This window comes from Desulforamulus ruminis DSM 2154 (assembly GCF_000215085.1).
Classification (GTDB): Bacteria; Bacillota; Desulfotomaculia; order Desulfotomaculales; family Desulfotomaculaceae; genus Desulfotomaculum; species Desulfotomaculum ruminis.
In genome coordinates, this window is the sequence record NC_015589.1 from 193,196 (window position 1) to 214,643 (window position 21,448).

At 52.9% G+C, this 21,448-nt stretch carries 17 protein-coding genes; all 17 read left to right on the top strand.

Annotated features, from left to right (window positions below; genetic code table 11):
* The first annotated feature begins 19 nt into the window (after window positions 1–19).
* Window positions 20–1,846: an ATP-dependent zinc metalloprotease FtsH gene (gene ftsH, locus DESRU_RS01015; RefSeq protein WP_013840279.1), complete on the top strand. Its 1,827-nt coding sequence runs from the start codon at window positions 20–22 to the stop codon at window positions 1,844–1,846.
* A 55-nt stretch (window positions 1,847–1,901) separates the two neighbouring features.
* On the top strand, window positions 1,902–2,351 hold the full coding sequence (ndk, locus tag DESRU_RS01020; protein WP_013840280.1) for a nucleoside-diphosphate kinase: 450 nt from the start codon (window positions 1,902–1,904) through the stop codon (window positions 2,349–2,351).
* A 97-nt stretch (window positions 2,352–2,448) separates the two neighbouring features.
* Window positions 2,449–2,853 (top strand): thioesterase family protein, encoded by a 405-nt coding sequence (locus DESRU_RS01025; protein WP_013840281.1) that lies wholly within the window; start codon window positions 2,449–2,451, stop codon window positions 2,851–2,853.
* A 96-nt stretch (window positions 2,854–2,949) separates the two neighbouring features.
* A complete protein-coding gene (locus tag DESRU_RS01030) occupies window positions 2,950–4,653 on the top strand; it encodes a formate--tetrahydrofolate ligase (protein WP_013840282.1) in 1,704 nt (567 codons plus the stop codon).
* Window positions 4,654–4,883: 230 nt separating this feature from the next.
* Window positions 4,884–6,104: an MFS transporter gene (locus tag DESRU_RS01035; RefSeq protein ID WP_013840283.1), complete on the top strand. Its 1,221-nt coding sequence runs from the start codon at window positions 4,884–4,886 to the stop codon at window positions 6,102–6,104.
* A gap of 77 nt (window positions 6,105–6,181) precedes the next feature.
* On the top strand, window positions 6,182–6,694 hold the full coding sequence (locus tag DESRU_RS01040) for a type 1 glutamine amidotransferase domain-containing protein (RefSeq protein ID WP_013840284.1): 513 nt from the start codon (window positions 6,182–6,184) through the stop codon (window positions 6,692–6,694).
* Between the two features lie 201 nt (window positions 6,695–6,895).
* Entirely contained in the window at window positions 6,896–7,117 is a 222-nt protein-coding gene (locus DESRU_RS01045) for a hypothetical protein (RefSeq protein ID WP_041275253.1), read from the top strand.
* Window positions 7,118–7,752: 635 nt separating this feature from the next.
* Window positions 7,753–10,782 (top strand): FAD-dependent oxidoreductase, encoded by a 3,030-nt coding sequence (locus DESRU_RS01050; RefSeq protein WP_013840286.1) that lies wholly within the window; start codon window positions 7,753–7,755, stop codon window positions 10,780–10,782.
* Between the two features lie 233 nt (window positions 10,783–11,015).
* The gene (locus tag DESRU_RS21205) at window positions 11,016–11,438 is read left to right on the top strand and encodes a hydrogenase iron-sulfur subunit (protein ID WP_013840288.1); all 423 of its coding nucleotides are present in this window, start codon (window positions 11,016–11,018) and stop codon (window positions 11,436–11,438) included.
* 13 nt (window positions 11,439–11,451) lie between these two features.
* A complete protein-coding gene (locus DESRU_RS01065; RefSeq protein WP_013840289.1) occupies window positions 11,452–12,396 on the top strand; it encodes a 4Fe-4S dicluster domain-containing protein in 945 nt (314 codons plus the stop codon).
* Window positions 12,397–12,413: 17 nt separating this feature from the next.
* On the top strand, window positions 12,414–13,418 hold the full coding sequence (locus tag DESRU_RS01070) for a 4Fe-4S dicluster domain-containing protein (RefSeq protein WP_013840290.1): 1,005 nt from the start codon (window positions 12,414–12,416) through the stop codon (window positions 13,416–13,418).
* A gap of 22 nt (window positions 13,419–13,440) precedes the next feature.
* Window positions 13,441–14,274, top strand: coding sequence for an FAD/NAD(P)-binding protein (locus DESRU_RS01075; RefSeq protein WP_013840291.1), 834 nt, complete (start codon window positions 13,441–13,443; stop codon window positions 14,272–14,274).
* A gap of 41 nt (window positions 14,275–14,315) precedes the next feature.
* Window positions 14,316–15,587, top strand: a complete 1,272-nt coding sequence (locus DESRU_RS01080; protein WP_013840292.1) for a (Fe-S)-binding protein — start codon at window positions 14,316–14,318, stop codon at window positions 15,585–15,587.
* A gap of 173 nt (window positions 15,588–15,760) precedes the next feature.
* Entirely contained in the window at window positions 15,761–18,790 is a 3,030-nt protein-coding gene (locus DESRU_RS01085; RefSeq protein ID WP_013840293.1) for an FAD-dependent oxidoreductase, read from the top strand.
* Window positions 18,791–19,023: 233 nt separating this feature from the next.
* Window positions 19,024–19,446 carry a hydrogenase iron-sulfur subunit gene (locus tag DESRU_RS21210; RefSeq protein WP_013840288.1) on the top strand — a complete coding sequence of 141 codons (423 nt, stop codon included), beginning with the start codon at window positions 19,024–19,026 and terminating at the stop codon, window positions 19,444–19,446.
* A gap of 13 nt (window positions 19,447–19,459) precedes the next feature.
* Complete coding sequence (locus tag DESRU_RS01100; RefSeq protein ID WP_013840289.1) at window positions 19,460–20,404, top strand: 4Fe-4S dicluster domain-containing protein; 945 nt, start codon at window positions 19,460–19,462, stop codon at window positions 20,402–20,404.
* A 17-nt stretch (window positions 20,405–20,421) separates the two neighbouring features.
* Window positions 20,422–21,426: a 4Fe-4S dicluster domain-containing protein gene (locus DESRU_RS01105; RefSeq protein WP_013840290.1), complete on the top strand. Its 1,005-nt coding sequence runs from the start codon at window positions 20,422–20,424 to the stop codon at window positions 21,424–21,426.
* Window positions 21,427–21,448: the final 22 nt, after the last annotated feature.

Consider the following 21,448-nt stretch of genomic DNA (forward strand, 5'->3'; position numbering starts at 1 on the left):
TCAGGGAGGAGTGGCATTTTTGAATAAGGTTATTAAAAACCTTAGCATCTACCTTTTGATTGTGCTGGTGATTATATTTTTAATCCAGTTTACAGGAGAAAAACAGACGACCATCGTTCCACTGCGGTATGATGAGTTTATAACGGCTCTGGATCAAAATAAAATACAGAGTGTGGATATTACAACCGACAAGCTTACCAACATCATTAAAGGTAAATTCAAAGACGGAAGGGACTTTCAGACCAATGGGTCCGTTCAGGACGAGACCTTGCTCCCGAAGCTTGCGGAAAAAAATGTACAGTATAATCAGAGCCTCCCGCCGGAACCTTCCTGGTGGACCGGGCTGTTGACCACTCTTCTTCCCATTCTGATTTTTGTACTGCTGTTCTTTTTTATGATGCAGCAAACCCAGGGCGGCGGCAACCGGGTAATGTCCTTTGGTAAAAGCCGGGCTAAATTACATACGGACGAAAAGAAAAAAGTCACCTTTGAGGATGTGGCCGGGGCCGATGAAGTCAAGGAAGAACTGGTTGAGATTGTGGATTTCCTCAAAAATCCCAAAAAGTTCAACGAAATTGGCGCCAAGATCCCCAAAGGAGTGCTGCTCTTTGGACCGCCTGGTACGGGCAAAACGCTGCTGGCACGGGCTGTTGCCGGAGAAGCCGACGTTCCCTTCTTTTCCATCTCCGGTTCCGATTTTGTGGAGATGTTTGTCGGGGTTGGCGCCTCCAGAGTGCGCGATTTGTTTGAGCAGGCCAAGAAAAATGCTCCCTGTATTGTATTTATCGACGAAATTGATGCCGTGGGCCGGCAAAGGGGCGCCGGCTTGGGCGGCGGCCATGATGAACGGGAACAAACCCTGAACCAGTTGCTGGTGGAAATGGATGGCTTCAGTCCCAATGAAGGAATTATCATTGTGGCCGCCACCAACCGTCCCGATATTTTAGACCCGGCCTTGCTGCGTCCGGGACGCTTTGACCGGCAAATTGTGGTGGACGCTCCCGATGTTAAAGGCCGGGAAGAAATTCTCAAAGTTCATGCCAAGGGCAAGCCCCTGGATGAAGATGTGGACATGAGTGTACTGGCCCGTCGAACCCCCGGTTTTACCGGAGCGGATTTATCAAACTTAATCAATGAAGCGGCTTTGCTGGCCGCCCGTTTTGGCAAGAAAAAAGTCAGCATGAGCGAACTGGAAAATTCCATCGAAAGAGTCATTGCCGGACCGGAAAAGAAATCCAAAGTGATTTCCGATAAGGAAAAGCGGCTGGTATCCTATCATGAAGCGGGGCATGCCCTGATGGGCTATCTTTTGCCCAATACCGATCCGGTGCACAAGGTTTCCATCATTCCCCGGGGCCGGGCAGGGGGCTATACCCTGCTGCTGCCCAAGGAGGACCGCTACTATATGACCCGGTCCATGCTGCTGGATCAGGTTGTCATGCTCCTGGGCGGCCGGGTGGCGGAGGATGTGGTGCTTAAAGAGATTAGTACCGGTGCGCAAAATGACCTGGAGCGGGCCACCGGCATCATCCGTAAAATGATTATGGAATACGGCATGAGCGACGCGCTAGGGCCCCTAACCCTGGGACACAAGCAGGAGACGCCTTTCCTGGGCCGGGATATCTCCCGGGACCGAAACTATTCCGAGGAAGTGGCTTTTGCCATTGACCAGGAAGTGCGCAAGATGATTGACCGGTCTTACGGCAAGGCCAAGGATCTTCTGGTCCAGCACCGGGCCACACTGGATCTCATCGCCCAGAAGTTAATGGAAAAAGAGACCCTGGAAGCGGAAGAATTTGCGCAAATTATGCAGGATGCCGGTTTAGAAAAGCCTGCGGATCAATAGTTTGCCAAGAAAGAGTCTGTGGCACAATGTTTTTATATGGGAGGAAGTAACAAGAATGGAACGGACCTATTTAATGGTGAAACCGGACGGCGTACAGCGGGGGCAGGTGGGTCAAATCATCAGCCGCTTTGAACAGAGGGGCTACAAAATTGTTGGATTAAAAATGATGCAGATCCCCCGGGAAGTGGCTGAAAAGCATTATGGGGAACATGCCGGCAAACCTTTCTTTCAAGGATTGGTTGACTTTATCACTTCCGGTCCGGTAGTGGCCATGGTCATTGAAGGAAAAGAAGCGGTGGCCACCGCCCGGGAAATGATGGGGGCCACCAACCCCCTTAAAGCTGCACCCGGCACCATCCGTGCAACCTTTGGCATTGATGTGGGACGCAATATTATCCATGGCTCCGATTCGGTTGAAAGTGCTCAGCGGGAAATCGCCATCTTTTTCCGGCCGGAGGAATTGGTAGACTATGGTCGCGCAGTGGATTCCTGGATTTACGAGTAAGAAACTTCTCCAGTTTTAAACTGGAGTTTTTTCTTTTAAAATATAAGAAGTGAATGTCTGCATTTTTATGTAAATAAAACCATAAGGGGGCCTGTGCATGACAACGGAATTAAAACCGGGCTTGACCCGGGAAGTAGAAACAATCGTAGATGAAACAAACACAGCCATTGCCTATGGCAGCGGCGGGGTCAATGTTTTTGCAACCCCGGCCATGATTGGCTTGATGGAGAAGGCGGCCCTGGAACTGGCGGATTCCTATTTGCCGGAAGGACAAACCACCGTGGGCACGCTGGTGAATATCAAGCATACGGCGGCCACACCCCTGGGGCTGGGAGTCAAGGCAAAGGCCGAATTAATGGAAATTGACGGGAAGCGGCTGGTTTTTCGGGTGGAAGCCTTTGATGAAAGCGGCCCCATTGGCGCGGGAGTTCATGAAAGATTTGTGATTGTAAAGGACAAGTTCATACAAAAAGCAGAGAGCAAAGCCAAGGCTAAGGAGTAAAGGCTGGCCGTAACTCTGCCGTTGGTTCAGGGGGGGAGAAACCCTCTTGTTCCGGATTAATAAGGATTAGAGGAGAATAGGGGGTTTTTATTCCTGATGAAATATGTACCCAGCGACCTGGAGATTGCCCAGGCTCATCAAATGAAACCCATAACGGAAATTGCTAAAAGCATTGGTTTAAGCGAAGATGACATTGATTTATACGGAAAATACAAGGCCAAAATCAATTTGGATGTGTTGAGAAAATTTAATGACCGTCCCCAGGGAAAGCTCATTGATATTACGGCCATTACGCCGACCCCTTTGGGTGAAGGTAAAACCGTTACCACCATCGGACTGACCCAGGGCCTGGGCAAAATCGGCAAAAAAGTAATTACCACCCTGCGTCAGCCCTCCATGGGACCGGTTTTTGGCATTAAGGGCGGTGCGGCCGGCGGCGGATATTCCCAGGTGGTCCCCATGGAAGATATCAATATTCACTTTACCGGTGATATTCACGCCGTGGAGGCGGCCAACAACCTGTTGGCCGCCATGATTGACACTTCCATTTTGCTGGGCAATCCTTTGCATATTGACCCCATGACGGTGATGTGGAACCGCGTGCTGGATACCAATGACCGGGCCCTCCGGGATATTGTGGTGGGCCTGGGAGGCAAAGAAAACGGTTACCCCCGGCAAACCGGCTTTGATATGGCGGTGGCATCGGAAGTGATGGCGGTGCTGGCTTTGGCCGATAGTTTACCGGATCTCCGCATGAGACTGGGCCGGATGATTGTGGCTTATACCTACGACGGCAACCCGGTTACCGCCGAAGACCTGAAAGCAGCCGGGGCCATGACCGTAATGATGAAAGAGGCCATTAAACCCAATTTGGTGCAAACCCTGGAAGGTCAAGCCTGCATTATGCACGCCGGTCCCTTTGCTAACATTGCCCATGGACAAAGTTCGGTTCTGGCGGATAAAATTGCCCTGCGGCTGGCGGACTATGTGGTCACCGAGAGCGGCTTCGGGTCGGACCTGGGGATGGAGAAGTTTATGGATATCAAGTGCCGCCAGTCCGGGTTAAGACCCAGTTGTGTGGTGCTTACCTGCACCATCCGTGCTTTAAAAATGCATGGCGGTCTCGGTAATGTGGTGGCCGGACGTCCCCTGCCCGAAGAATTAACCAAAGAGAATTTAGCCGCCCTGGAAAAGGGGTGTGCCAATCTTATTCATCACATTAACATTGCCAGCAGCTACGGCATTCCGGTGGTTGTATCCATCAACCGGTTTACGCCGGATACCGATGCGGAGGTGGCTCTAGTCCGGAAGATGGCCCTGGAAGCCGGGGCCCTGGGAGCCTATCCCATCACCGTTTGGGCCGATGGCGGGGCAGGAGCGGTGGAATTGGCCGAGGCTGTGGCAGCGGCTTGTGAAAAGCCGGCGGATTTTCAGCTTCTCTATCCGGACGACCTTAATATCAAGGAAAAGATCGAGGTATTGGCCAAAAGGATTTATAATGCCGACGGTGTTGTTTACGAACCTCTAGCCGAGCGGAAAATAAAACAATTTGAAGCATTGGGCTTGGGCCATCTGCCCATTTGCATGGCTAAAACCCACCTTTCCATCAGTCACGATCCCAACATGAAAGGCCTGCCTGAAAATTATATTTTTCCCATCCGGGATATCCGTGCTTCGGTAGGGGCAGGGTTCCTCTATCCCCTGGCCGGTGCCATGCGGACCATGCCCGGACTGGGCTCCAAGCCGGCCGCACACAAGGTTGATATTGATGACTACGGTCGTACCGTAGGTTTATTTTAATCAGAATAAAATAACCCTCTGGGTAAAAAAGCCGCTGATCAGTTTAAAGTCAGCGGCTTTTTAAATTGTTTTAAAATGTAATTGGTTAAGAGGGTTAATAACCAATTGACAAAAAAGAAATAGGGGTATAGGATAATGTCAACTGGTAATGATGTCGTCATGACTTGGGATGATTGAATCCATCGTATAAAAAATAGAAGTCATTAGCGCATTAAGGGAGTTTATCCAAGATGAAGGAAGCCGGTCGGCTCAGACGGATACTATGGACCTTTTGTTTAGCGGAATTTTTAGTGATGCAGATATGGTATAATTTTTCAGCCGTACTTGCCCCATTAAAAGAGGCATGGATGCTGAGCAACTTTCAGGCCGGCATGATTGTCTCCATGTTTCAACTGGGTTACGTCATAGCGGTTTTCTTTTTTAGCTTTTTAAGTGACAATCACAACCCCCAGAAACTATTTATTGCCGGCTCGCTGCTGACCGGGTTGGCCAGCATATTATTCGCTCTTTGGGCCGAAGGGTTTTACAGTGCGCTCTTTTTCCGGATTGTTGCGGGCATAGGTATGGGCGGGGTCTATGTTCCCGGCATGAAGCTGTTGGCTGAAATTTTTCCACTGGAACAGAGAGGAAAAGCCATCGGCATTTATGTCAGTTCCCTGGTGGTGGGAACCGGTACTTCCTTACTTTTATCCGGGATGCTGGCAAAGGTGCTGTCCTGGGACTTGTTAATCATCCTCACTTCCTTGGGTGCCTTGCTGGGAGCTTTTCTGGTTTACCGGCTGGGGCCGATACCGGTAAGGACAGTGAAAAATAAATTAACCTGGGAATTGGTGCGCAAAGTTACCCGGCCACCCAGTATGGCAGTTAATGCCAGTTACCTGGGCCATATGTGGGAACTCCATGCCATGTGGCCGTGGATTGGTCCCTTTATGGTAGCCATGGTTGGGCTGCAGGGCTTTCCGGCCAAGGACGCCCAAATGTACGGCAATATCATTGGCGGATTCAGCATCATCATCGGCAGCATTGCCACCTGGGTAGGAGGGGCTTTATCGGACCGGCATGGGCGCATCAATATCATTTTAATCTTTCTTTTGGGAAGTATCTTTTGCTCTTTTACCATTGGCTGGGTGGGTCCATGGTCCCTTTGGGCCGCCGGGCTATGGGCTGTTTTATACGGTTTCTTAGTCATCGGGGACAGCCCCGTTTATTCAACGGCCATTACGGAATTGGTGGATGAAGATCTTACCGGACTGGCCCTGGGCATCCAGTCGGTCATGGGGTTTGCGGTGACCATTATCTCTCCCCTTGTTTTTGGCCTGTTGTTGGACACCACCCATTCCTGGGGACTGGCCTTTGCTGCCCTGGGATGTGGCGCTCTCATCGGGCCGCTGGCCTTATTGAAACTAAAGGGGCTGCCGGAGAGCTTTCAAATGGCCGGGGGAAAACAATAAAGCCGGTATATAATGGAAATAAAAGGACTCTATGCCGGTTAAAATATGGTAGAATGGAAAAAAGGAGGTTGATCGCCATGTCTAAAAGAAAGATTGCCCTTTTTGTGGAAGAAGTCTACAACGATCTGGAGTTTTGGTATCCTTACTACCGCATGAAAGAAGCCGGTTTTGAAGTGGTGGTGGTGGGAACCGGCAAGCAGGAAACCTTTAAGAGTAAATTTGGCATGCCGGTTAAACCCGATGTTGTATCCAGCGCGGTAAAAACGGAAGAATTGGCAGGAGTGATCATTCCCGGGGGATATGCTCCGGATAAGATGAGAATAGACCCGGCCATGTTAAAGATTGTTCAAGAACTATTTAATGACGGTAAGCTGGTGGCCTCCATTTGCCATGCCGGCTGGGTGTTGATTTCAGCGGGAGTGGTCAAAGGGAAAAAAGCCACCGGTTGCATCATGATTAAAGACGACCTGGTGAATGCCGGGGCCGAATACCTGGACCAAGAAGTGGTGGTGGACGGCAATCTAATTACCTCCAGGGTGCCCGATGATCTACCGGCTTTCTGCCAGGAAATTCTGAAGAACTTGGCATAAGTCGGCACTGGCAAGATCAAAGGTTGAATAGAAAGGTCGGATAGGTGTACTCCAAACTTGGATACATCTATTTCTTTTTAAAGTTTTTAAAGTGTTCTTTCATAAACTTATATCATCATGTGGGGATTTTCCGGTGGCCATGCCATATTCACCGCCTGGTTTGGGGAAAGCTAAGATAAATAATACATGGAGGTGTTTGTGGTGACGCTTCATCAAAAGAAACATTCCTTGCAAGAAGGAACACTACAGGAGCAAATGGTGACCAGCCAGGGGGAATTGGTGAAAGGCCAGAGCGAGGATGAAATCAGCGCCAAGGAGATGGCGGCCAGCCAGCAGCAGATCAAAAATAACCCTTTTAAGACGCCACCCAACAATATGACCAATAAAAACGACCGCAAAATGGGTATGGGAGAAAAGGGGTAACATAAAAATAAAATAAGCCGGAAAGTCCCTTTTTGTAAATCCAGAAGGGATTTTCTTTTTAAGAAATATATATAGAATTTTCCACCAATTGAGACAAATAGTCAGAGCGAAAAAAACAATTTTAAAATGATTTGCATAAATCAAACCCGAGCATTAGAATATCTATAATTATTGAAATTAAATCAAAAGAATTGACACTAGTTGGCATAGATTATATACTAGCCATAAAGAGAAAGAGGCCGTATTTGCTGATTTTTTTACCGGCTTGTCCTAAGACCTATCCTAAATTGAACAATTTGCTGCCAAAATGGCAAACCAACCTGATTACACCATAAATAGTATATTCGTTACGCTGAGGTGTCGCCCAAAAGACAATTTGTTGGAATGGATTCATTTTATCCCCTTAGCATAAAAGTTTTATCTCTTTTCTTGTTAATATAGGTACAAGCTAAAGACTTTTATAGCAGCAGTAAAATGGTATGTGGAGGTGAACACCGGAAAGCTTATTCACCTGACCAATTGGTTGAATTGAGTTTTGTAAAATTTTGCCCATTGCCCCTTTTAGGGGTTAAGTGTACTTCTGGGGGTTTTTCTTCCCCCGACAAGTCGAAATAGGAGGATGGTGTAATGCAGAGATGACAAAGGCGAATCAAATAGGAGCGGTACTGGTAGTAGGATCGGGGATCGCAGGGATCCAGGCGTCACTGGACCTGGCGGAATCAGGATACTACGTGTACCTGGTAGAAAAGAAACCGGCCATTGGCGGAACCATGCCGATGCTGGACAAAACCTTCCCCACCAACGACTGCTCCATGTGCATCCTGTCTCCCAAACTGGTGGACTGCGGGAGACACCTGAATATCAAAACCCTGACCAACTCCGAACTGGTGAAACTGGAAGGGGAACCGGGGAACTTCAAAGCCACCATCCGAACCAAAGCGCGCTATGTAGACCCGGGGAAATGTACGGGCTGCGGCAGCTGTGCGGAAGCCTGCCCGGTAAAAGTGGACGAAGAATTCAACCAGGGACTGGGGAAAAGAAAAGCGGTCTACAAACTGTACGCCCAGGCCTTCCCCAATGCCTATGCCATTGACAACAACAAATGCCTGAAATTCAAAAACCTGAACAACGAAAAACTATGCGGCAAATGCCTGAAAGCATGCCAGGCGGGAGCCATCAACCACCATATGCAGGATGAAGAAATGGAAATCGAAATTGGCTCGGTCCTGCTGTCACCGGGCTTTGAAACCTTTGACCCGAGCCAACTGGGACTGTACAAATATGGGGAACTGAAAAACGTAGTGACCTCCCTGGAATTTGAACGGATCTTGAGCGCCTCGGGCCCCTACGGCGGCCACCTGGTGCGTCCCAGCGACCATAAAGAGCCTCAGAAAATCGCCTGGATCCAGTGCGTGGGCTCCCGGAACTGCCGGATCGGGCATGGCTACTGCTCCTCGGTATGCTGTATGTACGCGATCAAACAATCGGTGATCGCGAAAGAACATGCGGACTACGACCTGGGCGCCAGCATCTTCTACATGGACATGAGAACCTACGGGAAAGAATTTGAAAGATACTACGAACGCTCCAAAAAACAATATGGAGTGAACTTTGTGCGGAGCCGAGTCTACGGATTGGATCCTGGAGAAGGGGACAACGTGATCATCCGCTACGCCCTGGAAGACGGCAGCGTAGTGAGCGAAGAATACGACATGGTGGTCCTGTCGGTGGGTCTTGAGCCGGACAGAAAAGCAGTGGAACTGGCCAAGGACCTGGGGGTTGAACTGAACAGCTACAACTTTGCGGACGTACCGCAACTGACGGGCGTAGCCACCAGCCGTCCGGGGATTTACGTGGCAGGCGCCTTCAGCGGCCCCCGGGACATTCCGGAGACCGTAATGCAGGCCAGCGCGGCGGCGGGAGAAGTGCAAAAACTGCTGGCGGAAGCCAGAGGCAGCCTGACCCAGACCAAAGAATACCCGGCGCAAAAAGACGTCAGTGGAGAAATTGTACGGACGGGTGTGTTTGTGTGCCACTGCGGCATCAACATTGGCAGCGTGGTGGACGTACCCTCGGTGGCGGAATATGCCAAAACCCTGCCCGGGGTGGTGTATGCCACCGATAAACTGTATGCCTGCTCCCAGGATGCCAGCGCGCAAATTAAAGAAGCCATCGAAGAAAACGGCCTAAACCGCATCATTGTGGCCTCCTGCAGCCCGCGGACCCACGAACCGATGTTCCAGGAAACCCTGAAAGAAGCGGGATTGAACCCGCACCTTTTTGAGATGGCCAACATCCGGGACCACTGCTCCTGGGTACACCAGAGCGAACCGGAAGCCGCCACCCAAAAGGCCAAAGACCTGGTTAAAATGGCGGTAAGCAAAGGAGCGCTGCTGGAACCGGTGCAGCCGGTGAGCCTGCCCATGAACCACGAAGCGTTGGTGGTGGGCGGAGGCGTGGCGGGAATGACCGCGGCGCTGAACCTGGCGGACCAGGGCTACCCGGTGCACCTGGTGGAAAAAGAAGTGGAACTGGGGGGCATTGCCCGAAGAATTCACCACGGCATGAGCGGTGAAGACGTGCAGGCCTACCTGAAACAACTGATTGACCAGATAACCGGCCATCCAAACATTAAAGTCTATACCGGCGTGGAAGTGGCGGATGTCCACGGCTTCATGGGGAACTACGAAACCCAACTGAGCAACGGAGAAGCCATCAAACACGGGGTGGCCGTCATCGCCACCGGAGCGGCAGAATACAAACCGGAAGAATACCTCTACGGACACAACAGCCGGGTGCACACCCTGCTGGATGTAGAAAACATGCTGGCCCAGGGCCAACTGAAGAACTCCAACAACTACGTCTTCATCCAGTGCGTGGGCAGCCGGGACGACGATCGTCCCTACTGCAGCCGGATCTGCTGCACCAAAGCGGTGAAACTGGCGCTGAAGATCAAAGAAGCCAAACCCTTGGCCAACATCTTCATCCTGTACCGTGATATTCGGACCTACGGCTACTTTGAAGACCTGTACACCGAAGCGCGGCGGAAGGGCGTCATCTTTGTACGCTACAGCACCGACCAAAAACCGGTGGTAGAAGAAACGGCCACGGGAACCAAAGTAACCTTCATGGACCATGTGCTGAACCGGCCGGTGGAAGTTTATGCGGACGTCATTGGACTGGCCAGCGCCATCGTAGCGGGAGACAACCGGGGACTGTCCAAACTGTTTAAAGTGCCGCTGAATGCGGACGGCTTCTTCCTGGAAGCGCACCTGAAACTGCGTCCGGTGGACTTTGGAACCGATGGCGTATTCATGTGCGGGCTGGCCCACGGGCCCAAAAACCTGGAAGAAAACATCGCCCAGGGGAAAGCGGCGGCGGGCCGGGCAGCCACAGCCCTGGCCAAAGCCAACATCGAAGCGGACGGCAAGGCGGCCTTTGTGAACAAACGCAAATGCATGGCCTGCGGCGTGTGCGTGGAAGTATGCCCGGCCAAGGCAGCGACCCTGGTGACGGACGAAAGAGGTACCACGGCGGCGGAAGTCAACCCGGCTTTGTGCAAAGGGTGCGGCGCCTGTGCGTCCTCCTGCCGCTGCGGAGCCATCAACGTGAAAGGCTGCAGCAACGAACAGATTGTGGCTATGGTGCAGGCGATGAGCTGCTAAATGAAGAGGTATTCCTTGGGGGTCCTGTTGCTAGACTTGTGGGCATTTCTTTCGGGTCCGGTTGTTCGTAGGACCAACGATGACCTGGAGGAAATGCGAGGATCAACAGGACCTGAAAGGAATACAGAAATAGACGAACAACAGGACCTAAAAGAAATGCAAGATGAGGCTAGACCGAAAAGAAATACAGAGGGCACGAAAAAATGCAGCACTCGCTAGCAGGAGGGAAGAAAATGAGCGAAAAAGAACCTAAAATAGTCGCGTTTCTATGCAACTGGTGCAGCTACGCGGGAGCAGACCTGGCAGGGGTGGGCCGACTGCAATATCCCCCCAACATCCGGGTGGTGCGGGTCCCCTGCTCGGGACGCATCAACCCGCTGTTTGTGATCAGCGCACTGCGCTCCGGAGCGGATGCCATCCTGACCTCCGGCTGACACCCCGGAGACTGCCACTATGTTAGTGGCAACCTGGTGGCCCGGCGTAAATTTGCACTGATGAAAAACCTGTTAAACTACATGGGCGTGGAAAAAGACCGGGTGAACTTCACCTGGGTATCGGCGTCCGAAGGGGCGCGTTTTGCCGAAATGATCACCGGCCTGACGGGCAAAGTAAAGGCCTTGGGCCCGAACAAGGGCATATTCCAGAAAGCGGAGTGAGGTGAGAGGGAAAATGAACATAAGCGAAAAGATACGAGAAGCCGCCAAAAACCTGCTGGCAGAAAAAAAAGTCGATCTGGTGGTGGGATTTGCTGAAGGTAGCCTGCCCCTCCGCAGCACCCCATACTTTGCTAGAACCCCGGAACAGGCGGAAAACCTGATATGGAGCGCCACCTGCGAAAACAACCTGGCCAACTTCGTGCGCAAGCGCGGAGAAAAAGTGGCGGTGGTGGCCAAGGGCTGTGACGTGCGGGCCATCGTGGGCCTGATAAAAGAAGGTCAGATCAACAAAGACAACCTGACCATCCTGGGTGTACCTTGCGAAGGCATGGTGGACCGGAAACAAATCGACCAAATCCTGGAGGGACGGGACCTCCTGGAAGTGATTGATACGGGAGAAGAACTGGTGCTGAAGGGGAAGGGCCTGGAAAAGACGGTGGCTAAAGCCGACGTCTTGTTTGGTTCCTGCCAGACCTGCCAATACAACACCCCGGTGATCTTTGACCAACTGATGGGCGAAGCGGTGCCGGCCAAAGAAGCGGACTACGGGGACATCGAAGCCTTTGAAGCCTTAAGCGAAGAAGAAAGATCCGCCTTCATCGCCAAAGAAATGCAAAAATGCATCCGCTGCTACGCCTGCCGCCAGGCCTGTCCCATGTGCTACTGCAGCGAATGCTTTGTGGACTGCGGAGCGCCGGCCTGGATTGGCAAAAGCGCCAAGAGCGTAGACGACAACGCCCTGTTCCAAGTGGTGCGGGTGCTCCATCTGGCGGGACGCTGCGTGGACTGCGGAGCCTGCGAGAGAGCCTGCCCCATGGGCATCAAACTCTCCATCCTGAACCGCAAAATGGTTAAAGACGTCAAAGAACTGTTCGGTGCGGAAGCCGGGGTCAACCTGGAAGACCCGCCGGCCCTGAACACCCACAAATTTGAAGATAATGAAGACTTCATGCTATAGGAACGAGGTGAAAAAGGATGATCGTAAGCAAAAGCGAAATTGCGAGCCTGCTGACCCAACTGGCAAAAGAATACCGGGTGCTGGCCCCGGTGAACAAAGACGGACTGATTGAATTCAGCGTCATAGAAAACGGGGAAGAGGCCTGCCTGGGCTTTGCCAACACCAAAAAGCCGGGCAAAGAAATCCTTTTCCCTCAGTCCGAAGAACTGTATCGCTATACAGTGAGCGCTGAAGGAGTAAGGATGGAAGACGGCGTTGACGCCACGGACACCATTGTATTTGGCCTGCACCCCTGCGACGTCAAATCCCTGGTGCTGCTGGACAACGTATTTAAAAACGACCAGTACGAAGACATCTACTACCTGACCCGGCGGGGGAACACCCTGATTGTGGGACTGGGCTGCAACGAACCGGGAAGCACCTGTTTCTGCAGCAACATGAACAGCGGTCCCTTTGCCAAAGAAGGAAGCGATATCTTCCTGACCGACATTGGGGAAGCCTACCTGGTGGAAGGCGTCAGCGAAAAGGGCAACGCCCTGCTGAGCAAACTGGAACTGAAAGCCGCCGGAACAGAAGCCAAAGAAGCGGCGGCCAAACTGCAGAGGGAAGTGAAAGCGGACCATGGCGTGGTGCTGGAAGGCATCAGCGAAAAACTGGCGGGGATGTTTGAACATCCCTTCTGGGAGAGCCTGCACGAAAAATGCATTGGCTGCGGGGCCTGCACCTACCTGTGTCCCACCTGCCACTGCTTTGACATTGCGGATGAAGCCACCGACTGCAACGGCTGCCGGGTGAGGAACTGGGACGCCTGTATGTTCCCGCTGTTTACCCTGCACGGTTCGGGACACAACCCGAGGACCGGGGGCAAAGCCCGTTGGAGACAGCGGCTAATGCATAAATTCAACTACTTTGTAGACCGGTACAATGCCACCGCCTGCGTTGGCTGCGGTAGGTGCATCAAAAACTGTCCTGTGAACCTGGATATCCGCCAAGCGCTGGCAGACATCCGGGCACTGGACTAGCGGAAGCGAGGTTGGAAAAGAAATGAGAAACCCCTATCTGCCGCTGCCGATGAAACTGGCGAAGAACTTTACCGAAACAACCGACAAACTCATACACACCTTTACCCTGGAATTTGCCAATGAACAAGATGCGGAAAACTTTCAATACCAGCCGGGACAATTTGCGGAAGTGATGGTTTACGGCAAAGGGGAAGCGCCCTTTGGCATTGCGTCCTCTCCCACTGAGAAAGGCATCCTGAAATTCTCGGTGGCCAAAGTGGGCGTAGTCTCCACCGCCCTGCACATGCTGGAAGAAGGAGCCGTGGTGGGTGTGCGGGGGCCCTTGGGGAACAGCTACCCCCTGGAGCAGTTGAAGGGCAAGAGTCTGACCATTATTGGCGGGGGCTTTGCCTTTACCACCCTGCGTTCCACCATCCAATACATCCTGAACCCGGCCAACCGGGGAGATTACGGAGACCTGACGGTGATCTACGGAGCCCGGAACCCGGGGCTGCTGCTGTACAAGGATGAACTGGCGGAGTGGGATGCCCGGAGCGACATCAACCTGATTACCACCATTGACCGGGAGGCGGAAGGCTGGGGAGGCCGAGTGGGCTTTATCCCCACAGTGACCAAGGAAGTGGCGCCCAAGACGGACTACGCCATTATCTGCGGACCGCCGGTGATGATCAAGTTCACCATGCCGGTGTTGGAGGAATGCGGTTTTACGCCGGAACGGATCATTATGAGTTTGGAGAACCGGATGAAGTGCGGTATTGGCATGTGCGGCCGCTGCAATGTGGGCAGCAAGTATGTTTGCAAGGACGGCCCGGTATTTACCAAGGCGCAGTTGGACTGCCTGCCCAATGAGTATTAAAGAACGGCCCTGTAACCGACTTAAAAGGGGAGGAATTAAATATGTCTGAGAATGTTAATGCTGAAACAGCAGCCAGCCCGGAGACCATTGATTTTGCCAAAATGGATCCCAAATTCCGGGATGAAGTAATGGAAAAGCTTAAAAATATTGACTGGACCCAGTGTTTGGCCTGCGGCATGTGTACAGCCGGCTGCCCTTATTCGGATGTTATTAATAATAACGATCCTCGTAAATTTCTGCGCAAGCTGGTGCTGGGCATGCGGGAAGAAGCCCTTAAAGACCCCTTTATCTGGAATTGCAATGTGTGTGAGCGCTGCACCGTGGAATGCCCCATGGGAGTCAATTTTGGTATTATTACCCGGGGCATGAGGGGGCAGTTTGGCATTCCAACCCCGGGCTTTATGGACAAAGTGGTAAATGAGCATATTCATTCCGGAAACCAAATGGATGTGCCCCAGGATGAATATAAGGAAACCATTGAGTGGATTGAAGAGGAACTTCAGGAAGAACTGGGCGATCCCAATTATAAAGTAACGGTGGGCAAAAAGGGCGCTGAATTTATTTTTGGTCTAAACGCCCGGGAAATTAAGTACTATTCCCACGAATTACAGGAAATCCTGAAAGTATTCTACTATGCCAAGGCGGATTACACCCTGGGCGAGCATCGTTGGGACTGCACCAACCTGGCCCTGTTCAGCGGGAAAAACGACGACTTCTGTGAAATCCAGCGTCCCTTCTTTGAAGAGGCGGTTCGTCTGGGAGTTAAGAAGATCGTGGTTACCGAGTGTGGTCACGCCTACAAATCCACCCGCTTGTTTTACGAGAAATTCTGGGATGGCCCGGAATTCCCCATCATCAGTATTCTGGAAGTTTATGATGAGTGGATTAAGAACGGCACCATCAAGGTGGATCCCAGCAAAAACCCGGAACCCTGCACGGTGCATGATCCCTGTAACCTGGTGCGTAAGTCCGGTGTTTTGGAAGCCAACCGCAATGTCATGAAGGCCATCTGCAGCGATTTCCGCGAAATGTACCCCAACCGGCAGTATAACTATTGCTGCGGTGCCGGCGGTGGCGGCATGGCCATGCCGGAATTCAAGGCGGAGAGAATGGCCAAGGCCAAACGGAAGATTGAACAAGTGGACGCCACCGAGGCCAAAGTGGTTGCTATTCCTTGCCACAACTGCATTGACCAGTTCAACGACATGAACAAGGAATATAAAAAGGGCTGGAAGTGCACCCACATTACCCCGCTGCTGGTGAACGCCCTTATCTTACCTGACTGGGCACCGAAGAAGCAGGAAGAAGAGTAAAAATTAAAAATTGCGCTAAAAATAGTTTAACTTTTGTGCTAAACTAGATATAATCTACGAGACAACCCTGGCTACGGGTTTTTAATCCGTAGCACCAGGGTTAGTCTGTCGTATTGGGGGAAACTCCTAATTAAATTTGCTGGAATATTGCAACATGGATGTGAGGTGCGAACATGAGTACAACCAATCAAATAGGAGCGGTACTGGTAGTAGGATCGGGGATCGCAGGGATCCAGGCGTCACTGGACCTGGCGGAATCAGGATACTACGTGTACCTGGTAGAAAAGAAACCGGCCATTGGCGGAACCATGCCGATGCTGGACAAAACCTTCCCCACCAACGACTGCTCCATGTGCATCCTGTCTCCCAAACTGGTGGACTGCGGGAGACACCTGAATATCAAAACCCTGACCAACTCCGAACTGGTGAAACTGGAAGGGGAACCGGGGAACTTCAAAGCCACCATCCGAACCAAAGCGCGCTATGTAGACCCGGGGAAATGTACGGGCTGCGGTAGCTGTGCGGAAGCCTGCCCGGTAAAAGTGGACGAAGAATTCAACCAGGGACTGGGGAAAAGAAAAGCGATCTACAAACTATACGCCCAGGCCTTCCCCAATGCCTATGCCATTGACAACAACAAATGCCTGAAATTCAAAAACCTGAACAACGAAAAACTATGCGGCAAATGCCTGAAAGCATGCCAGGCGGGAGCCATCAACCACCATATGCAGGATGAAGAAATGGAAATCGAAATTGGCTCGGTCCTGCTGTCACCGGGCTTTGAAACCTTTGACCCGAGCCAACTGGGACTGTACAAATATGGGGAACTGAAAAACGTAGTGACCTCCCTGGAATTTGAACGGATCTTGAGCGCCTCGGGCCCCTACGGCGGCCACCTGGTGCGTCCCAGCGACCATAAAGAGCCTCAGAAAATCGCCTGGATCCAGTGCGTGGGCTCCCGGAACTGCCGGATCGGGCATGGCTACTGCTCCTCGGTATGCTGTATGTACGCGATCAAACAATCGGTGATCGCGAAAGAACATGCGGACTACGACCTGGGCGCCAGCATCTTCTACATGGACATGAGAACCTACGGGAAAGAATTTGAAAGATACTACGAACGCTCCAAAAAACAATATGGAGTGAACTTTGTGCGGAGCCGAGTCTACGGATTGGATCCTGGAGAAGGGGACAACGTGATCATCCGCTACGCCCTGGAAGACGGCAGCGTAGTGAGCGAAGAATACGACATGGTGGTCCTGTCGGTGGGTCTTGAGCCGGACAGAAAAGCAGTGGAACTGGCCAAGGACCTGGGGGTTGAACTGAACAGCTACAACTTTGCGGACGTACCGCAACTGACGGGCGTAGCCACCAGCCGTCCGGGGATTTACGTGGCAGGCGCCTTCAGCGGCCCCCGGGACATTCCGGAGACCGTAATGCAGGCCAGCGCGGCGGCGGGAGAAGTGCAAAAACTGCTGGCGGAAGCCAGAGGCAGCCTGACCCAGACCAAAGAATACCCGGCGCAAAAAGACGTCAGTGGAGAAATTGTACGGACGGGTGTGTTTGTGTGCCACTGCGGCATCAACATTGGCAGCGTGGTGGACGTACCCTCGGTGGCGGAATATGCCAAAACCCTGCCCGGGGTGGTGTATGCCACCGATAAACTGTATGCCTGCTCCCAGGATGCCAGCGCGCAAATTAAAGAAGCCATCGAAGAAAACGGCCTAAACCGCATCATTGTGGCCTCCTGCAGCCCGCGGACCCACGAACCGATGTTCCAGGAAACCCTGAAAGAAGCGGGATTGAACCCGCACCTTTTTGAGATGGCCAACATCCGGGACCACTGCTCCTGGGTACACCAGAGCGAACCGGAAGCCGCCACCCAAAAGGCCAAAGACCTGGTTAAAATGGCGGTAAGCAAAGGAGCGCTGCTGGAACCGGTGCAGCCGGTGAGCCTGCCCATGAACCACGAAGCGTTGGTGGTGGGCGGAGGCGTGGCGGGAATGACCGCGGCGCTGAACCTGGCGGACCAGGGCTACCCGGTGCACCTGGTGGAAAAAGAAGTGGAACTGGGGGGCATTGCCCGAAGAATTCACCACGGCATGAGCGGTGAAGACGTGCAGGCCTACCTGAAACAACTGATTGACCAGATAACCGGCCATCCAAACATTAAAGTCTATACCGGCGTGGAAGTGGCGGATGTCCACGGCTTCATGGGGAACTACGAAACCCAACTGAGCAACGGAGAAGCCATCAAACACGGGGTGGCCGTCATCGCCACCGGAGCGGCAGAATACAAACCGGAAGAATACCTCTACGGACACAACAGCCGGGTGCACACCCTGCTGGATGTAGAAAACATGCTGGCCCAGGGCCAACTGAAGAACTCCAACAACTACGTCTTCATCCAGTGCGTGGGCAGCCGGGACGACGATCGTCCCTACTGCAGCCGGATCTGCTGCACCAAAGCGGTGAAACTGGCGCTGAAGATCAAAGAAGCCAAACCCTTGGCCAACATCTTCATCCTGTACCGTGATATTCGGACCTACGGCTACTTTGAAGACCTGTACACCGAAGCGCGGCGGAAGGGCGTCATCTTTGTACGCTACAGCACCGACCAAAAACCGGTGGTAGAAGAAACGGCCACGGGAACCAAAGTAACCTTCATGGACCATGTGCTGAACCGGCCGGTGGAAGTTTATGCGGACGTCATTGGACTGGCCAGCGCCATCGTAGCGGGAGACAACCGGGGACTGTCCAAACTGTTTAAAGTGCCGCTGAATGCGGACGGCTTCTTCCTGGAAGCGCACCTGAAACTGCGTCCGGTGGACTTTGGAACCGATGGCGTATTCATGTGCGGGCTGGCCCACGGGCCCAAAAACCTGGAAGAAAACATCGCCCAGGGGAAAGCGGCGGCGGGCCGGGCAGCCACAGCCCTGGCCAAAGCCAACATCGAAGCGGACGGCAAGGCGGCCTTTGTGAACAAACGCAAATGCATGGCCTGCGGCGTGTGCGTGGAAGTATGCCCGGCCAAGGCAGCGACCCTGGTGACGGACGAAAGAGGTACCACGGCGGCGGAAGTCAACCCGGCTTTGTGCAAAGGGTGCGGCGCCTGTGCGTCCTCCTGCCGCTGCGGAGCCATCAACGTGAAAGGCTGCAGCAACGAACAGATTGTGGCTATGGTGCAGGCGATGAGCTGCTAAATGAAGAGGTATTCCTTGGGGGTCCTGTTGCTAGACTTGTGGGCATTTCTTTCGGGTCCGGTTGTTCGTAGGACCAACGATGACCTGGAGGAAATGCGAGGATCAACAGGACCTGAAAGGAATACAGAAATAGACGAACAACAGGACCTAAAAGAAATGCAAGATGAGGCTAGACCGAAAAGAAATACAGAGGGCACGAAAAAATGCAGCACTCGCTAGCAGGAGGGAAGAAAATGAGCGAAAAAGAACCTAAAATAGTCGCGTTTCTATGCAACTGGTGCAGCTACGCGGGAGCAGACCTGGCAGGGGTGGGCCGACTGCAATATCCCCCCAACATCCGGGTGGTGCGGGTCCCCTGCTCGGGACGCATCAACCCGCTGTTTGTGATCAGCGCACTGCGCTCCGGAGCGGATGCCATCCTGACCTCCGGCTGACACCCCGGAGACTGCCACTATGTTAGTGGCAACCTGGTGGCCCGGCGTAAATTTGCACTGATGAAAAACCTGTTAAACTACATGGGCGTGGAAAAAGACCGGGTGAACTTCACCTGGGTATCGGCGTCCGAAGGGGCGCGTTTTGCCGAAATGATCACCGGCCTGACGGGCAAAGTAAAGGCCTTGGGCCCGAACAAGGGCATATTCCAGAAAGCGGAGTGAGGTGAGAGGGAAAATGAACATAAGCGAAAAGATACGAGAAGCCGCCAAAAACCTGCTGGCAGAAAAAAAAGTCGATCTGGTGGTGGGATTTGCTGAAGGTAGCCTGCCCCTCCGCAGCACCCCATACTTTGCTAGAACCCCGGAACAGGCGGAAAACCTGATATGGAGCGCCACCTGCGAAAACAACCTGGCCAACTTCGTGCGCAAGCGCGGAGAAAAAGTGGCGGTGGTGGCCAAGGGCTGTGACGTGCGGGCCATCGTGGGCCTGATAAAAGAAGGTCAGATCAACAAAGACAACCTGACCATCCTGGGTGTACCTTGCGAAGGCATGGTGGACCGGAAACAAATCGACCAAATCCTGGAGGGACGGGACCTCCTGGAAGTGATTGATACGGGAGAAGAACTGGTGCTGAAGGGGAAGGGCCTGGAAAAGACGGTGGCTAAAGCCGACGTCTTGTTTGGTTCCTGCCAGACCTGCCAATACAACACCCCGGTGATCTTTGACCAACTGATGGGCGAAGCGGTGCCGGCCAAAGAAGCGGACTACGGGGACATCGAAGCCTTTGAAGCCTTAAGCGAAGAAGAAAGATCCGCCTTCATCGCCAAAGAAATGCAAAAATGCATCCGCTGCTACGCCTGCCGCCAGGCCTGTCCCATGTGCTACTGCAGCGAATGCTTTGTGGACTGCGGAGCGCCGGCCTGGATTGGCAAAAGCGCCAAGAGCGTAGACGACAACGCCCTGTTCCAAGTGGTGCGGGTGCTCCATCTGGCGGGACGCTGCGTGGACTGCGGAGCCTGCGAGAGAGCCTGCCCCATGGGCATCAAACTCTCCATCCTGAACCGCAAAATGGTTAAAGACGTCAAAGAACTGTTCGGTGCGGAAGCCGGGGTCAACCTGGAAGACCCGCCGGCCCTGAACACCCACAAATTTGAAGATAATGAAGACTTCATGCTATAGGAACGAGGTGAAAAAGGATGATCGTAAGCAAAAGCGAAATTGCGAGCCTGCTGACCCAACTGGCAAAAGAATACCGGGTGCTGGCCCCGGTGAACAAAGACGGACTGATTGAATTCAGCGTCATAGAAAACGGGGAAGAGGCCTGCCTGGGCTTTGCCAACACCAAAAAGCCGGGCAAAGAAATCCTTTTCCCTCAGTCCGAAGAACTGTATCGCTATACAGTGAGCGCTGAAGGAGTAAGGATGGAAGACGGCGTTGACGCCACGGACACCATTGTATTTGGCCTGCACCCCTGCGACGTCAAATCCCTGGTGCTGCTGGACAACGTATTTAAAAACGACCAGTACGAAGACATCTACTACCTGACCCGGCGGGGGAACACCCTGATTGTGGGACTGGGCTGCAACGAACCGGGAAGCACCTGTTTCTGCAGCAACATGAACAGCGGTCCCTTTGCCAAAGAAGGAAGCGATATCTTCCTGACCGACATTGGGGAAGCCTACCTGGTGGAAGGCGTCAGCGAAAAGGGCAACGCCCTGCTGAGCAAACTGGAACTGAAAGCCGCCGGAACAGAAGCCAAAGAAGCGGCGGCCAAACTGCAGAGGGAAGTGAAAGCGGACCATGGCGTGGTGCTGGAAGGCATCAGCGAAAAACTGGCGGGGATGTTTGAACATCCCTTCTGGGAGAGCCTGCACGAAAAATGCATTGGCTGCGGGGCCTGCACCTACCTGTGTCCCACCTGCCACTGCTTTGACATTGCGGATGAAGCCACCGACTGCAACGGCTGCCGGGTGAGGAACTGGGACGCCTGTATGTTCCCGCTGTTTACCCTGCACGGTTCGGGACACAACCCGAGGACCGGGGGCAAAGCCCGTTGGAGACAGCGGCTAATGCATAAATTCAACTACTTTGTAGACCGGTACAATGCCACCGCCTGCGTTGGCTGCGGTAGGTGCATCAAAAACTGTCCTGTGAACCTGGATATCCGCCAAGCGCTGGCAGACATCCGGGCACTGGACTAGCGGAAGCGAGGTTGGAAAAGAA

What these genes read in the sequence shown, in the direction of transcription:
- ndk (WP_013840280.1), top strand. Translation starts at nt 1,902, where the DNA reads ATGGAACGGACCTATTTAATGGTGAAACCGGACGGCGTACAGCGGGGG.
- DESRU_RS01025 (WP_013840281.1), top strand. Translation starts at nt 2,449, where the DNA reads ATGACAACGGAATTAAAACCGGGCTTGACCCGGGAAGTAGAAACAATC.
- DESRU_RS01030 (WP_013840282.1), top strand. Translation starts at nt 2,950, where the DNA reads ATGAAATATGTACCCAGCGACCTGGAGATTGCCCAGGCTCATCAAATG.
- DESRU_RS01035 (WP_013840283.1), top strand. Translation starts at nt 4,884, where the DNA reads ATGAAGGAAGCCGGTCGGCTCAGACGGATACTATGGACCTTTTGTTTA.
- DESRU_RS01040 (WP_013840284.1), top strand. Translation starts at nt 6,182, where the DNA reads ATGTCTAAAAGAAAGATTGCCCTTTTTGTGGAAGAAGTCTACAACGAT.
- DESRU_RS01050 (WP_013840286.1), top strand. Translation starts at nt 7,753, where the DNA reads ATGACAAAGGCGAATCAAATAGGAGCGGTACTGGTAGTAGGATCGGGG.
- DESRU_RS01065 (WP_013840289.1), top strand. Translation starts at nt 11,452, where the DNA reads ATGAACATAAGCGAAAAGATACGAGAAGCCGCCAAAAACCTGCTGGCA.
- DESRU_RS01070 (WP_013840290.1), top strand. Translation starts at nt 12,414, where the DNA reads ATGATCGTAAGCAAAAGCGAAATTGCGAGCCTGCTGACCCAACTGGCA.
- DESRU_RS01075 (WP_013840291.1), top strand. Translation starts at nt 13,441, where the DNA reads ATGAGAAACCCCTATCTGCCGCTGCCGATGAAACTGGCGAAGAACTTT.
- DESRU_RS01080 (WP_013840292.1), top strand. Translation starts at nt 14,316, where the DNA reads ATGTCTGAGAATGTTAATGCTGAAACAGCAGCCAGCCCGGAGACCATT.
- DESRU_RS01085 (WP_013840293.1), top strand. Translation starts at nt 15,761, where the DNA reads ATGAGTACAACCAATCAAATAGGAGCGGTACTGGTAGTAGGATCGGGG.
- DESRU_RS01100 (WP_013840289.1), top strand. Translation starts at nt 19,460, where the DNA reads ATGAACATAAGCGAAAAGATACGAGAAGCCGCCAAAAACCTGCTGGCA.
- DESRU_RS01105 (WP_013840290.1), top strand. Translation starts at nt 20,422, where the DNA reads ATGATCGTAAGCAAAAGCGAAATTGCGAGCCTGCTGACCCAACTGGCA.